Genomic DNA, 15,060 nt, shown 5'->3' with positions numbered 1-15,060 from the left:
AGGAGTGAAGAAAATGGCTAAAAAATCACCAGAAGTTGGAGATTATAAATATGGCTTCCATGATGAAGACGTTTCTATTTTCCGTTCAGGTAGAGGTTTAACAGAAGAAATCGTTAAAAAAATATCTGAAATGAAAGACGAACCACAATGGATGCTTGATTTTCGTTTGAAATCATTAAAACAATTTTACAAAATGCCAATGCCAATGTGGGGTGGCGATTTAACAGAGTTAAACTTTGATGAAATCACATACTACGTTAAACCATCAGAACGTTCAGAGCGTTCATGGGATGAAGTACCAGAAGAAATCAAAAATACTTTCGATAAATTAGGTATTCCTGAAGCAGAACAAAAATATCTTGCAGGTGTATCTGCGCAATATGAATCAGAAGTTGTTTACCACAACATGGAACAAGACTTAGAAGAACAAGGTATTATCTTCAAAGACACTGATTCAGCATTACGTGAAAACGAAGAATTATTCAAAGAATATTTCGCAAGTGTTATTCCAGCTGCAGATAATAAATTCTCAGCATTAAACTCAGCAGTTTGGTCTGGTGGATCATTCATTTACGTACCAAAAGGCGTAAAATTAGAAACACCACTTCAAGCTTACTTCAGAATTAACTCTGAAAACATGGGTCAATTTGAAAGAACATTAATTATTGCTGATGAAGGTTCTTCAGTACACTATGTAGAAGGTTGTACAGCACCTGTTTATACGACTAATTCATTACACTCAGCTGTAGTTGAAATTATCGTTAAGAAAGATGCATACTGCCGTTATACAACAATCCAAAACTGGGCTAACAATGTTTATAACTTAGTTACAAAACGTACTTTTGTATATGAAAATGGTACGATGGAATGGATTGATGGTAACTTAGGATCTAAATTAACAATGAAATATCCATCTTGTTTCTTACTTGAAGAAGGCGCTAGAGGTATGACTTTATCAATCGCGCTTGCAGGTAAAGGACAAGTTCAAGACGCTGGTGCAAAAATGATTCATAAAGCACCTAATACGTCATCAACAATTGTTTCTAAATCAATTTCTAAAAATGGTGGTAAAGTTGTTTACCGTGGTCAAGTACACTTCGGACGCAAAGCAACTGGCGCACGTTCAAACATTGAATGTGACACATTAATTATGGATAACGAATCTACATCAGATACAATTCCTTACAATGAAATCATGAACGATAACATTTCATTAGAACACGAAGCGAAAGTTTCTAAAGTATCTGAAGAACAATTATTCTACCTAATGAGCCGTGGTATTTCAGAAGAAGAAGCAACTGAAATGATCGTAATGGGCTTCATCGAACCATTTACAAAAGAATTACCAATGGAATACGCAGTAGAAATGAACCGTCTAATCAAATTCGAAATGGAAGGTTCAATTGGATAAGTTTTAACCTTATTCCAATACTATTGTAGATAAACAAAGCACGATTGATACCAATTCGATACCATTTACTTTATAAATGTTGTCAAATTTGTGTAATCTATCGTGCTTTTTTATTTGGTTAATTATCTATACAATGTTTTACGTACTCATGAATTTTATGAAGTGCGAACTCTATATTATCTGCAGTTTCATATGAATAAGATAATCGAATAGTATTTTCTTCGCCACCATATATAAATCCTGGGTTCAACAAAATTTTTTCTTTATGAAGTAAGTCTAAAAATAATTTTTTCGTATTTACACCATCTTTAAACTTTATCCATATAAAAAATCCTCCTAATGGTATATGCCATGTAGCTATTGTAGAGAATAGTTTATCTAATATTGTTAGCATAAAGTTTTGTTTATCTTTTAAAATTTTTCTTAGTCTTGTTAAATGAATATCATAGTCACCGCTTTTAAGCATTTCATATACAACTGCTTGTGATAATATACTAGAACCATAATCACTTTGCATTCTGATATCGGCTAATTGTTCTATAACTTTTTCTGAAGCGGCAATCCAACCAATTCTTAATGCTGGCGCAAGAGTTTTTGAAAAACTACTTATATAAAAAACCTTACCAATATTATCAAATGATTTTAACGGGGGAGAGGGCTTTTCTTCAAACCATAAATCTCTATAGATATCATCCTCAATTACAGGTATATTGTGGCGGCTACTTAACTTAATGATGTTTTCTTTACTTTGAGATGATAAAGACTGACCAGTAGGATTGTTAAATGTAGATTCTACGTATATTACTTTGTCTTTATAGTGATGATATTTTTGAATTGTCTTATTAAATTGTTGATTATTGCTATATGGAATCTTTATTTGTTTTAAATTAGACGTGTTAAAGATATGAGTTGAATCAATGTATGAAGGAGTAAATGAAAATACTAATGCGTTTTGACTTAAAAAACCAGTTGTTAATAGATGAATTGCATGAAGTGCCCCTGAAGTTATCAGGATATTATTTGGGGTAACATTTATACCTTCATGTTGTAATCTATTTGCTATTAATTTACGTAATTTGTTATATCCAAATCCGTTATTGTAACCAAAAGATAAATTACCTATGTATTTTGAAACTTCGTTTAAAGCATTTTTTAAATATAAATGAGGTAGTAGATCTTCAGATAACTCACCTTTACTAATATGAATGTAATTTAAATCAGTTTCAAATTTATTAATTAATTGAACTGTATAATCACTCCTACTACTATAAGACCACTTCATCATTTCTGTCCATTTGGTTGAAATGTAACCTTCATCCAAATAGTTATTTACGTAAGTACCACTTCCAATCATAGTATAAACAAAGCCTTCTGCTTCTAATAACTCTATACTTCTGATAACAGTTACTCTATTCACATTAAATTGTTTTGCTAAAACTCTTTGGGAAGGAATACGCATTCCATAAAACCATTCACCATGCATTATTTTATCCCGTATATATGAAGCTATTTCTTTATATTTAATGATAAATCACCTCACAAAAATTGGTTGTATGATTATAAATATAATTGGTTGTACTTATTTTACATTATTTTCCTTAATATAAGAATATCTTATGAAGAAAAGAGTGGATAAAATGAGTTTAATCAAAAAGAATAGTTATGCAAGATATGATCCATACATATTATTCGCTTTTTCATTAACCATTATTTTATGGGCTTCTGCATTTCCAATGATTAAAATTGCTCTTGTAGATTTTAAAGCTGAGAATTTATCTGCGATAAGATTATTTATTGCCTCAATAGTGTTGATAGTACTAGCAGTTATAAAAAAATACCCACTTCCTGAAAAAAAGGATATCCCATTAATAATGTTGCTTGGATTTAGTGGATTTACTATCTATCATGTGGCATTAAGTTTTGGTGAATATTATATTAGTGCTGGCGTAGCAAGTTTATTGGTTTCAACTACTCCAATTTTCTCAGCTATACTTGCAAAGTATTTTTTAAAAGAAAGATTTACAAAAAAATCATGGTATGGTTCATGTATTGCTTTTTTGGGAGTTGGATTATTAAGCTTAAGTAATGGCAATAATAAAGTAATGGGGTTTGGAGTTATTTTAGTTTTGATTGCCTCGTTAGGTGAGAGCATTTACTTCGTTTTTCAAAATAAGTTTTTGAATAAATATGGTTTTATTCCTTTTACAATTTATACGATTATCTCTGGTACGATATTTACAATTATATTTCTACCTGATGCAATTAATGAATTACATTCAGCAAGTAATATTTCTATTTTAGCTGTCATATATCTAGGTATATTTCCTAGTGTGATTCCATATATTGCTTTAGCTTATACAATACAGAAAATTGGTACATCTGAAGCCACAATATCTCTTTATTTAACACCAGTTATTTCATTAATATTATCTTATTTGATACTACAAGAGATACCATCACAATTAGCTATAATTGGCGGTATTATAACTATTATTGGAGTAACTCTAACATCAGTAAAAGAAAGAAATTAAAAAAACTCTCATTTAAATGGTAATTCATTTAAGAGAGAGTTTTTTGAAATTATTATTAAATCAAATCTTATAGCTGTTTATCTATTTTGTAACATTATTAAAGTAATTATTAATGTTTTTAATAGTATTTAATATGATTATGCGTTTTGTTTTACTAAACTTATTTACTTTTTTTATAATGACAGGTTTTTCATTTTTATCAAAATTCCACGTCCATATCAATAGATGTAAGTTTAATTTATCAATTGCATTGTATGGCTTATCTGGTCTATCTTTATTTCTATAGATAAATGTTCTTTTAATTACATTAAAAATACATTTATACTTATTAATATTTAAAAAGATGATAGTATCAGCTTCTAATAATCTTTCATCTAGAATGTTAGTGTAATTACCTTCTATGATCCAAGTGTCATTACTAAGTATTTTCTTTTGTATATCACACTTTTGTTTATAACTAACAGGTTTCCAGTCTGATTTTCTCATTAAATTATCTAAATGATACACTTCAATACTTAATTCTCTAGATAGTTTTTTAGATAGATATGATTTTCCGGAACCACTTGAACCAAGTATAACAACTTTCTTCATATGATCTCACATCCAAACAGAAATTCTATATTCGTTTTATAATTTATTATTATATCATAGCCTATTTGTTCATATTAAAAAATACAAAACGAATATTGACATTATTTGTAATTTAATGAATGATATGAATTAGTAATATTCGATTATTAAAGGTATTTATATTTGTTTATTGAGTAGTAATTCCTTAATAATTGGATATTTATTTAAAAAGTTATAGGAAGTTAGGTGATGAATATTATGTATTTTGACACAGATAGCGCGGACATTAAATTATTAAATTTTGGAGATTTACAAAAGGCTATTCATTTAAATTTAAGTGATGATAAGTATCAATTTTTAGAAGATGGCGTCACTATTAACAATGATTATTTTTTAACTGTATATAAAAATGCAATAAACATTTTTGAAGAATTATTTTCACCTTCAGATTCTATAAATTTAGTTCATGTTGTATATGTTTATAATAAGCCATACAAAAAAACGAATATTATAAAAAAATTCACTTCGTTAACTATAGATGAATTGTCTTATTTTAAAGAATACATAAAAATGAATAATGATAATATTATGTGTGAGGAGTTTTCATATAATTGTTCAAGGAAAGATATAAAGTATAAAAAGCTATTAAAGGCTATTTCCAATCAAGATTTTAAAGGATTAGTTCCAAATATTAATCAGGACTATAATTATTCAGAAATATATATAATCAATAATACTAAAAACTTAATATATCATTTATATGATGATAGAGGTCTTTGGTTAGCTTTTTATAAAAGTGAAGATTATCTATTATATTCTAAGAAGTATAGTCATTTAATATTGGATATTGATAATGATGAAATTTAATTTATCATATAATAAGGTGTCTTTATTTCAAAAGTAATCAATAATAATTAATGCTTGGAGGTAGACCGTGTTTAATATCATAATAGATATATGTATATTAGTAATTTCTTTAACCATTTCTATATATGTTGCAATATCTAAAAATATAAATATTATTGCTTCTATAGAACATGATAAAGTAAAGCCAAGAAATATAGCTAAAATTTCATACATATTTGCTACTTGTTTATTTTTAGGAACAGTGTTAATTGTTGCTGGAGATTTAGTTTATGATTTTAATTTTATATTATCAATCTTTTTTATAATATTAGGTATTTCAGTTCTCTTATTGTTTTATGTCTTATTTATGATAATAGAAAAGAAGTGAATTTTGGATTTATAATACTACCATATAAAGAAAGCCCCGTAGAATTTCTACAGGGTTTTTCTATTTCTTAATCTATTTTAGATAATGTAACGGATGATGTTCTATTTCTTAAGTCTACTTCGATTTCTTCAAGGCTTCTGCCTCTTGTTTCTGGTAAGTATTTAATGACAAATATCATTGCAAGTATACCGATGACTGCAAAGATTAGAAATACTTGTTCGATTCCCATTACTGATGTGAGTAGTGGGAAGAATTGTGCGACTAATAAACTACCTATTGATAATGATAATGTCGCGATACCTGTTGCTGCACCTCTTGCTCTCATTGGGAATAGTTCTGGTAACATGATCCATAAGATTGGTCCCCAAGTGAATGCGAAGAAGACAATGAATAATGTTAAACATGCGACAATAATCCATGCGCCGACTGTTGAATGTAATCCGATTGTCCATACGAGTGTTGCCATAATAAGTAATGAACAAACCATCCCGATATTACCTGTAATGAGTAGTTTTTTACGGTCAATTTTATCCATTATATATATTGCAAATATCGTTACAATTACATTGACTGATCCGATGCCGACTGTTCCAAGAATAGCTGTTGCATCTCCTAAACCTGCTTTACTAAAGATTGTTGGTGCATAGTAAATGATGGCATTAATGCCTATGATTTGTTGGAGTAGTGCAAATATACAGCCTATAACAAGTACGGGTCTTAGCCAAACGGATTTTAAGACTGTCCATGTACTTTCTGATATATGAATGATTTCTTTCATTTCATCAATTTCTTTATCAATTTCTGATTGTTTTCTTGTAATTGCCATAACTTTTCTAGCGGCTTTTTCACTTTTATGTTCAAGTAACCATCTAGGGCTCTCTGGCATAAAGTAAACACCGATCATTAAGATGACAGAAGGTACAACTGCTAATCCAACCATCCATCTCCAAGCTTCCATATCTGCGAACGCATAGTTGACTAAATATGAAGCAAGAATACCTATTGTGATCATCAGTTGGTTTAATGAACTTAAAGAACCTCTCGTGTCAGTAGGTGCCATTTCTGATAAATAGACTGGCACGATCGCTGTAGAGCCGCCGACTGCTAACCCGATTATAAATCTACCTATAACTAGGATAATCATTGATTGTGCTAATGATAGAATTAATGCACCGACGATAAAGACGATCGCAATAACAAATACGAGCTTTCTTCGACCGAGTTTATCCGATAGTGGTCCACTGAATCCTGAGCCAAATATTGCACCGACTAACATTGAACTCACGACTAAACCTTCAGTGAAACTTGTGAGTGGTATATCATTTTTTATAAAAAGCAACGCGCCAGATATAACACCCGTGTCATATCCGTAAAGCAATCCACCTAAAGCACCTAGGAAGAAAATTAACTTCGTTCGATAATTGCTTGCTTCCATTTTATTACCCCCATGTAATTTGAATAACGCCATCAGAAACTTTAGTTAAAATAAAAGGTTGAAGCTCGTTGATGGTATTTAATTATTTAAGATAACTAAAAAAGTTGTAATTACACTTTGAATCTGATTTAATTATTAATGTAAGCCTTTTCAAATAGAAAATCAAGTAATATATGAATAAATATATTCTATTTAGTTATTTTAATTTACTTAAAGTTAAGGAGGGGTGTCGTGAAGCAATCATCTCGGATCAATATTAATTTAATGAAAGATTATAATAAGCAACTTGTATTAAGGACGATTCAAAAGTATGGACCAATCTCTAGAGTAGAAATTGCGAATAAAATTGACTTATCAAGACCTTCAGTTTCAGAAATTGTTTCAATATTAATTGATGAACAATGGATAGAAGAGAAGGCAATGGAAAGAAAAGTTAGAGGCAGACAACCGATACCACTTGATATTAATAAAGAGAAAAAAGTGATGATTGGTTTAGAAATTGGTGCATATAGAACGAGTATTATTGTCAGCAATTTAAGAGCGGAAATCCTATTTGAGAAACAAATAGAAATGGATTTACAAAAAGATCCGAATGACATGATTGTTTATTTAGGACAAGAAATTCGTTTAATTGCAGAAGAATATTCAGCACAGCAAATTGAAGTGCTAGGTATTGGAGTAGGCATGCACGGATTGGTCGATACTCAAAATGGTACAAATATCTTTGCGCCAAACTTAGGATGGAGAAATATCGAAATTAAATCGATATTAGAATCTGAAACAGACTTGATGGTCTTAATTGATAATGATTGTAATAGTGCAGCACTTGCAGAAATGTGGTTTGGTCAAGGCAAAGAAGAAACAAACTTTATATCGGTCATCGTGGATTATGGTGTGGGTGCCAGTATTATCAATAATGGATCGATTTTAAGAGGCAATCATCATATTACAGGTCAAATTGGACATGTCACGATAGATCCAGATGGTCCATTATGTTCTTGCGGTAATTATGGCTGTTTAGAAACATTGACTTCAGAAACAGCAATTTTAAAAATGATTAAGCGTCAATTAAAAATTGGTCGTAAAAGTCAAATATTAAATATACATTCTGAAATTGATGATTTAAGTATTGAAGATTTTTATGAGGCAGTGAATCAAGGCGATGAATTATGTGTCCAAATTGCTAAAGAAGTTGGTAGGAACCTTGGTTTAGGATTTGCAATATTAATCAATTTATTTGGACCAAAATTTATTGTATTAGGTGGTAGTTTAACAAAAATTAGTCATCTCTTACTACCAGAAATTAAAGCAATCATTCGGTTAAAAGTAATGGGGGAAGATGCGAAAGAGACTCCAATCGTAACTTCTGCTTTAGGGGACGATTTATACACGATTGGCGCAGCATCTTTAATTGTAGAAGAAATATTCTCATTACCAAAACCAAATAAATGAATATAAGGAGGAATTATAAATGAGTGAATTAAATGAACAAGTCATTATTGTAACTGGCGCAGGAAAAGGAATCGGTAAAGGTATTGCAAAACAACTTGGCAGTAAAGGTGCAAAGATTGTCGTTGCTACAATTGATCCTGAGTTTGGTAAAGAAACAGTAACAGAAATAATCGATAACGGTGGCGACGCATACTTTGTTGAAACAGATGTATCTAAAGAAGAAAGTATTATTAATATGGTTAACGAAACAGTGAATCATTATGGGAAAATCAACACACTCGTTAATAATGCAGGTATCACAGTGTTTAAATCAATTGAAGAAGCAACAGTTGAAGATTGGGATTCTATTATCAATATTGATTTGAGAGGCACATTTTTATGTTCTAAACATGTCATCCCTGAAATGAAGAAACAAGGTGGCGGTTCAATTATCAACATTTCTTCAAACCACTCAATCGCGACTTTACCAGATACTGATATGTATGCTGCAGCTAAAGGTGGCGTTAATGCGATGACAAGAGGTATGGCATTAAGTTTAGGTAAATACAATATTCGTGTTAATGCGATATGTCCTGGATTTACGAACACATCACATTTAAAAAATTGGTTTGATTCAATGGAAAACGAAGATGAAGTGAGACAAGGTGTCTTAGATTTACACGCGACATCAAGAATTAATGAACCAGAAGATATTGGTAAATTAGCGCAATATTTAGCATCTGATGATTCTGAAATGATGACAGGTGAACACTTAGTCATTGATGGTGGTTTATCTGCACGTTTATACAACGCAGACGGTTATTAAGTTATAAGGAGGGTCATGAAGATGGATGTATTGTCTATTGGAGAAACGATGGTTGTGTTTGCACCTAAAGAAGTAGGACCAATGCGTTATGCTCAAGACTTTTCAACGCATATAGCCGGGGCTGAAACAAATACGCTTATTGGGTTAGAAAAGCTTGGTGTTAAAACTGGCTGGATCAGTCAATTAGGAAATGATGAATTAGGACAGAAGATTTTAAATTTTGTTCGTGGTGAAGGTATTAATGTAGATTCTGTAAAATTAATATCTGAGGCGCCAACTGGCATTTTTCTTAAAGAGAAATTTCGACAAGATCAAACACGCGTCCATTATTATAGAAAAGGTTCAGCAGCTAGTCTAATGTCTGAAGCAAATATAGATGAAAGTTATGTCGCTCAATTTAAATATTTATATGTCACAGGTATTACGCCTGCTTTAAGTGCATCTTGTAAACAAACAATATTTAAACTCATTTCGACAGCAAAATCATTAGGATTACAAATTGTTTTCGATCCAAACTTAAGACTCAAATTATGGTCTGAAGATGAAGCGAAAGAGACATTAAAACAATTAATAGCTTTAAGTGATATTGTGTTGCCAGGAACGAGTGAAGGGGCATTTTTATTCAATACACAATCTGAAGAAGAAATCGCTCAAGAAATTATTAATTTAGGTGCATCAACAGTAGTTGTTAAATTAGGAAGTAAAGGTGCTTACTATGTACATAACGACATTTCAGGTTATGCAAAAGCTTCAAAAGAAATAGAAGTGGTTGATCCTGTTGGTGCTGGAGATGGCTTTGCGGCAGGTTTAATTGCAGGTATTATCGAAGGATTATCCATTCATGAAGCGACTGAACAGGCTTGTAATGCTGGTGCACTTGTGACAACGGTTAAAGGTGATGTTGAAGGCTTACCAACTAAAGAAGAAATTGAACAGATGAAGCATACAGGTCATGTAGATGATGTAATTAGATAAGGAGGCGTCTAAAATAGATACATTACAAACAATCAAAGAAACTAAATTAATCGCAATTTTACGAAATGCAAAACCCAATGATATTTTACCAATCGTAGAAACGTTATATAAAGCAGGTATTCGAGCGATTGAGGTTACGATGAATTCACCTAAAGCGTTAGAATCTATTGAACTGATTTCTAATGAAATGAAGGATAAAGTTGTAGTCGGAGCAGGTACAGTCTTAGATGCAGAATCAGCAAGGTTAGCTATTTTAAGTGGTGCAACGTTTATATTATCGCCAACGGTAGATAAAGATACGATTCGCATGAGTAAAAAATACGGTGCCGTAAGTATACCAGGTGCTTTATCACCAACGGAAATTTTAGAAGCTTATGAATACGGTGGAGATATTATTAAAGTCTTTCCAACAACAAGTTTAGGTCCTGAATATATTAAAGATTTACAAGGTCCATTACCGCATATTCCACTTTTACCAACAGGTGGTGTGAGTATAGACAATGTTACTGACTTTATTGAAGCGGGAGCAGTTGGTGTCGGTTTAGGAAGTGCTTTAGTTAATACGAAAGTAGAAACGAATAAAGCATATTTTGAAGAACTAGAACAAAAAGCACAAGCATTTTATAACAAAGTACATTAAAGAGGAGTGCTAACATGAAGATTGTAGACTATGAGTTGTTTCAAGTACCACCGCGTTGGTTGTTTCTAAAAATTACGACGGATGAAGGTATCGTTGGATGGGGTGAACCTGTAATTGAAGGTAAAGCTCAAACTGTTGGTGCAGCGGTTGATGAATTTATGCAACAGTTGATTGGCAAGGATCCTTTAAATATCGAAGATCACTGGAATATGATGTATAGAAGTAGCTTTTATAGAGGTGGTCCAATTTTAATGAGTGCCATTTCAGGTATAGACCAAGCATTGTGGGATATTAAAGGTAAATATTATAACGCGCCTGTTCATGAATTATTAGGAGGGGCATGTAGAGAATCTATGAAAGTATATTCATGGATTGGTGGTGACAGACCTCAAGATACTGCGAACGCTGCTAAAAAAGCTTTTGAAAATGGTTTTGAAGCAATCAAAATGAATGCAACTGAAGAATTACAATATATAGATAGTTATGACAAGATAGAAAGTGTTGTTCAACGTGTAGCTGGCATTAGAGAAGCAGCTGGCAATCACTTAGGTATTGGAATTGATTTTCACGGGCGTGTTCATAAACCAATGGCTAAAGTCTTAGCGAAAGAATTAGAGCCATACAATCCAATGTTTATAGAAGAACCTGTGTTAAGTGAAAATATAGAAGCGGTTAGAGAAATTAGTCAAACGACTACTATCCCTATAGCACTTGGGGAAAGATTATTTTCTAGATGGGATTTCAAACCTATTTTAGAAAGTGGATTTGTCGATATCATTCAACCTGATTTATCACATGCTGGTGGTATAACAGAATGTAAAAAAATTATTTCTATGGCAGAAGCTTATGATATAGGTGCTGCACCTCATTGTCCACTTGGACCTATCGCTTTAGCATCATGTCTACAAGTAGATGCAACTTGTCACAATGCTTTTATTCAAGAACAAAGCTTAGGCATTCATTACAATAAAGACAGTGATATTCTAGACTATATTACAAACAAAGAAGTATTTGAATTTAAAGATGGATATGTAGATATTCCTAAAAAGCCTGGCCTTGGTGTAGAAATTGATGAAGCACATGTCAGAAAAATGGCGGAAGTCGGGCATGATTGGCATAACCCAATTTGGAGACATAAAGATGGAAGCATTGCAGAATGGTAAATATAACGTATGTTTATAACATGATTAAAGGCTGAGACAATGACGTCTCAGCCTTTAATTGATTTCTCTATATTCATAAACTTGAAGGGGGTTGAACTTTATTAAATAATGATCATACCATGTGCTTAATCCATATTTTTGTTTGTAATGTTCTAAAGCTTCATCTATATAACCTTCAGATACGTCTAAATAATTACTCAGTTCAAATTTATTATGGACACCTGATTGATATGCTTGCACAATACTTTTTAAAGGTATAATTTTTTCAAATCCTAATCTTCTTGCTTTATGCTCAAATTTCCATTTCAATAATTCACTTGTATCGAGAATATCTCCATAAGATATATCATGATGGGCTAACTCTTCTCCTAGCACTTCTAACTTTTCTTTGTTAGATAAATCATCTTTCAATAAAATTAATCCATCTACATATAAACCTTTCAGTTGATTCGGAAGGTTACTTGTTTCTTTAATCACGATGTGTTCATTATTGATAAGTGTTTTTTCATATCTATTCAAATTATCCCCACCATATTATCCGTTTAATAAATCATTTGTTTTGATGCTTTAGAAAATCAACATATTCTAATACTTTCTTCAATTCTTCTTCTGTTAATTCTCCATCTAAATGTGCGGCAATCGTTTCTGCAGTAGAGTTATAAGTTTGTTTAGCTTCCCCGTCTAAAATGTAACTGACACTCACGTCAAATAACTTTGCCATTTCTTCTATTTTCTTCATCTTTGGTGCTTTTCTTCCTGTTTCCCAATATGAAATGGATTGTTTTGAAACTTGTAACGCATCTGCTAATTTTTGTTGCGTCCATCCATTTTTTGTTCTTAATAAACTTATTTGTTCAGAGAGTTTATTTTGAGACACCATAAGTTTCCCGCTCCTTATATGATTGATACTCTTATTATAACCTATAGTTATATTTTATCAATAATTTTGCAGAAAAATATAACTAAAAGTTATTGACGTCAACCAAAAGTTATATTATAGTGTAACCAAGGAGGTGATACACATGGTTAAAATGAACTTCAAAACAGATAAAGTAAATTTGAATTATTCCGAAGAAGATAACAGAATCCCAATTGATCCAGACAAAGTTAAACAATTTATCGCAATGATAGGTGGGTTCTTAGGTGCACTATATTTAGCATTGAATGCATCTGGTATTTCGGTAGAATGGTTGAACCCTCAAAAGTTAAATGCATGGATGAATGTATTAAACACAGGGATACCTATTGTATTTGTGCTTTATGGTATTTGGAAAAACACATTCATTTTTACAAATCAATCACGTGAACAAGAAAAGTTCTTAAAAGAATCTGGTAAAAAATAAAAATAAGAAAGGATGATTGAATGTTAACAGCTATAACATATTTAACTAAAAAAGGATGGGAAATTTCATCAGACCCAAGAACGTACGATCAATATCCGAAAAACTATGGATATAGAAATTACACAGAGGATGGCATAAATTATGATGCCTATTGTAATGGTTATCATAGAGCTTTTGATGTCTATAGTAATGAAACGAATCAAATTCCAGCAGTTACAAGTGGAACAGTTATATTAAGTGAACCATTTGGTAATTTCGGAGGCACAATTGAAATTAGAGATAATAATGGCAATGATTGGATTTACGGACATATGCAAAGAGACACATTGCAATTTTCTAAAGGTGATAAAGTCATTCAAGGTGACATTATTGGATTACAAGGCAATAGTAATTATAACAATAATCCGATGAGTGAACATTTGCATATCCAATTACGTCAAAAAGGTGAAGACATTTCTAAAGAAGTAACAAGAGTGTGCAGTGGTATGCCAATTGAAAAATATGACATATCCAAACTTAATCAAAAATTAGATCAATCTAACAATAAAGGAGCCGTTAAAATGAGTAGAAAAATTATGATTGTAGCAGGGCATGGATATAATGATCCAGGCGCAGTAGGAAATGGAACAAACGAAAGAGATTTTATTAGAGCGAATATCGTAGACAGAGTAGCAAATTATTTAAAACAAGCAGGTCATACAGTTGGAATATATGGTAAAGACCAAGATATGTATCAAGATACAGCATACGGCGAACAAGTTGGAAATAAAACAGATTACGGATTATATTGGGTTAAATCACAAGGTTATGAAATTGTAGTAGAATTACATTTAGATTCAGCAGCCGCATCAGCTACAGGAGGTCATGTTATTATTCCAAGTGGATTAGCAGCAGACAGTATTGATACAGCATTACAAGCAGCCGTGAAAAAACATGTAGGTACTGTTAGAGGCATTACAGAAAGAAGTGACCTATTACATTGTAACGTTGCTAAAGCAGAATATATCAATTATCGATTAGTAGAGTTAGGATTTATTACCTCAACAAAAGATATGAATTACATTAAAAATAATTTAAATGCATATACAAAATCAGTAGCAGAAGCCATTAACGGCGGTGCCCTCAATATGAAGCCAACAACATATACAGTCGTAGCAGGAGATACACTGTGGAGTATCAGTCAAAAAACAGGCGTTACCGTAGCAACATTAAAGAAATTGAACGGATTAACATCAGATGTCATACAAATCGGACAAGTATTGAAATTAAAATAGGAGACAAAATAATGAACAAAAACGCAGAAAAAAATACCTTAACCATAAAAATTATACAATGACGGCCATCATTAAATAACATTATGTAAGGTATCCGAATAAATTAAATATACCACAAAACCCTCGCTATCAACAAACAAATAGCGAGGGTTTTAATTGTAAAAAACTGTATAAAAAGTAATTGACAGAATATTATGAATTAAATATATTATTCTTAAGACGTCCTG

Annotated in this window: 16 protein-coding genes; 11 read left to right on the top strand and 5 right to left on the bottom strand. The window is 31.6% G+C overall.

Going from position 1 to position 15,060, the window contains the following annotated elements:
- Positions 1–13: 13 nt before the first annotated feature.
- Positions 14–1,411, top strand: a complete 1,398-nt coding sequence (gene sufB / locus LQ622_RS05905) for a Fe-S cluster assembly protein SufB (RefSeq protein ID WP_025904379.1) — start codon at positions 14–16, stop codon at positions 1,409–1,411.
- Positions 1,412–1,529: 118 nt separating this feature from the next.
- Here sufB and LQ622_RS05900 read toward each other — a convergent pair whose 3' ends face one another.
- Positions 1,530–2,939: an aminotransferase-like domain-containing protein gene (locus LQ622_RS05900; RefSeq protein WP_345773280.1), complete on the bottom strand. Its 1,410-nt coding sequence runs from the start codon at positions 2,937–2,939 to the stop codon at positions 1,530–1,532.
- Between the two features lie 109 nt (positions 2,940–3,048).
- On the opposite strand from LQ622_RS05900, the gene LQ622_RS05895 reads away from it, so the two are divergent.
- The gene (locus LQ622_RS05895; RefSeq protein ID WP_239774752.1) at positions 3,049–3,942 is read left to right on the top strand and encodes a DMT family transporter; all 894 of its coding nucleotides are present in this window, start codon (positions 3,049–3,051) and stop codon (positions 3,940–3,942) included.
- Positions 3,943–4,023: 81 nt separating this feature from the next.
- Here LQ622_RS05895 and LQ622_RS05890 read toward each other — a convergent pair whose 3' ends face one another.
- Entirely contained in the window at positions 4,024–4,533 is a 510-nt protein-coding gene (locus LQ622_RS05890) for a P-loop NTPase family protein (protein ID WP_103361032.1), read from the bottom strand.
- 237 nt (positions 4,534–4,770) lie between these two features.
- Here LQ622_RS05890 and LQ622_RS05885 point away from each other — a divergent pair, with 237 nt between their 5' ends.
- Together LQ622_RS05885 and LQ622_RS05880 are read left to right on the top strand one after the other, a co-directional pair.
- On the top strand, positions 4,771–5,379 hold the full coding sequence (locus tag LQ622_RS05885) for a DUF3885 domain-containing protein (RefSeq protein ID WP_239774869.1): 609 nt from the start codon (positions 4,771–4,773) through the stop codon (positions 5,377–5,379).
- Positions 5,380–5,446: 67 nt separating this feature from the next.
- Positions 5,447–5,746 (top strand): hypothetical protein, encoded by a 300-nt coding sequence (locus tag LQ622_RS05880; RefSeq protein ID WP_239774751.1) that lies wholly within the window; start codon positions 5,447–5,449, stop codon positions 5,744–5,746.
- A gap of 67 nt (positions 5,747–5,813) precedes the next feature.
- On the opposite strand, the gene glcP is transcribed toward LQ622_RS05880, so the two are convergent.
- Entirely contained in the window at positions 5,814–7,181 is a 1,368-nt protein-coding gene (glcP, locus tag LQ622_RS05875; protein ID WP_126476598.1) for a glucose transporter GlcP, read from the bottom strand.
- A 231-nt stretch (positions 7,182–7,412) separates the two neighbouring features.
- Here glcP and LQ622_RS05870 point away from each other — a divergent pair, with 231 nt between their 5' ends.
- Genes LQ622_RS05870 through dgoD form a run of 5 tightly spaced genes read left to right on the top strand, consistent with a single transcriptional unit; the run spans position 7,413 to position 12,216 of the window.
- Complete coding sequence (locus LQ622_RS05870; protein WP_239774750.1) at positions 7,413–8,633, top strand: ROK family transcriptional regulator; 1,221 nt, start codon at positions 7,413–7,415, stop codon at positions 8,631–8,633.
- 19 nt (positions 8,634–8,652) lie between these two features.
- Entirely contained in the window at positions 8,653–9,438 is a 786-nt protein-coding gene (locus LQ622_RS05865; protein ID WP_239774749.1) for an SDR family NAD(P)-dependent oxidoreductase, read from the top strand.
- A 21-nt stretch (positions 9,439–9,459) separates the two neighbouring features.
- Positions 9,460–10,413 carry a sugar kinase gene (locus tag LQ622_RS05860; protein ID WP_159315259.1) on the top strand — a complete coding sequence of 318 codons (954 nt, stop codon included), beginning with the start codon at positions 9,460–9,462 and terminating at the stop codon, positions 10,411–10,413.
- Positions 10,414–10,426: 13 nt separating this feature from the next.
- Positions 10,427–11,053, top strand: coding sequence for a bifunctional 4-hydroxy-2-oxoglutarate aldolase/2-dehydro-3-deoxy-phosphogluconate aldolase (locus LQ622_RS05855; RefSeq protein ID WP_126476595.1), 627 nt, complete (start codon positions 10,427–10,429; stop codon positions 11,051–11,053).
- Positions 11,054–11,067: 14 nt separating this feature from the next.
- Positions 11,068–12,216, top strand: coding sequence for a galactonate dehydratase (gene dgoD / locus LQ622_RS05850; RefSeq protein ID WP_239774748.1), 1,149 nt, complete (start codon positions 11,068–11,070; stop codon positions 12,214–12,216).
- A gap of 54 nt (positions 12,217–12,270) precedes the next feature.
- On the opposite strand, the gene LQ622_RS05845 is transcribed toward dgoD, so the two are convergent.
- Entirely contained in the window at positions 12,271–12,735 is a 465-nt protein-coding gene (locus LQ622_RS05845) for a toxin (RefSeq protein WP_204258312.1), read from the bottom strand.
- 31 nt (positions 12,736–12,766) lie between these two features.
- Positions 12,767–13,096 carry a helix-turn-helix transcriptional regulator gene (locus LQ622_RS05840; RefSeq protein ID WP_025904388.1) on the bottom strand — a complete coding sequence of 110 codons (330 nt, stop codon included), beginning with the start codon at positions 13,094–13,096 and terminating at the stop codon, positions 12,767–12,769.
- A gap of 142 nt (positions 13,097–13,238) precedes the next feature.
- Between LQ622_RS05840 and LQ622_RS05835 the strand changes: the two genes are divergently transcribed.
- Positions 13,239–13,559 carry a phage holin gene (locus LQ622_RS05835; protein WP_078099932.1) on the top strand — a complete coding sequence of 107 codons (321 nt, stop codon included), beginning with the start codon at positions 13,239–13,241 and terminating at the stop codon, positions 13,557–13,559.
- 20 nt (positions 13,560–13,579) lie between these two features.
- Positions 13,580–14,833, top strand: a complete 1,254-nt coding sequence (locus LQ622_RS05830; protein WP_239774747.1) for an N-acetylmuramoyl-L-alanine amidase — start codon at positions 13,580–13,582, stop codon at positions 14,831–14,833.
- The last annotated feature ends 227 nt before the right edge of the window (positions 14,834–15,060 follow it).

The sequence above is a fragment of the Mammaliicoccus sp. N-M50 genome (genome assembly GCF_022386995.1).
Lineage (GTDB): Bacteria > Bacillota > Bacilli > Staphylococcales > Staphylococcaceae > Mammaliicoccus > Mammaliicoccus sciuri_A.
This window is presented reverse-complemented; position numbering and strand designations above follow the sequence as displayed.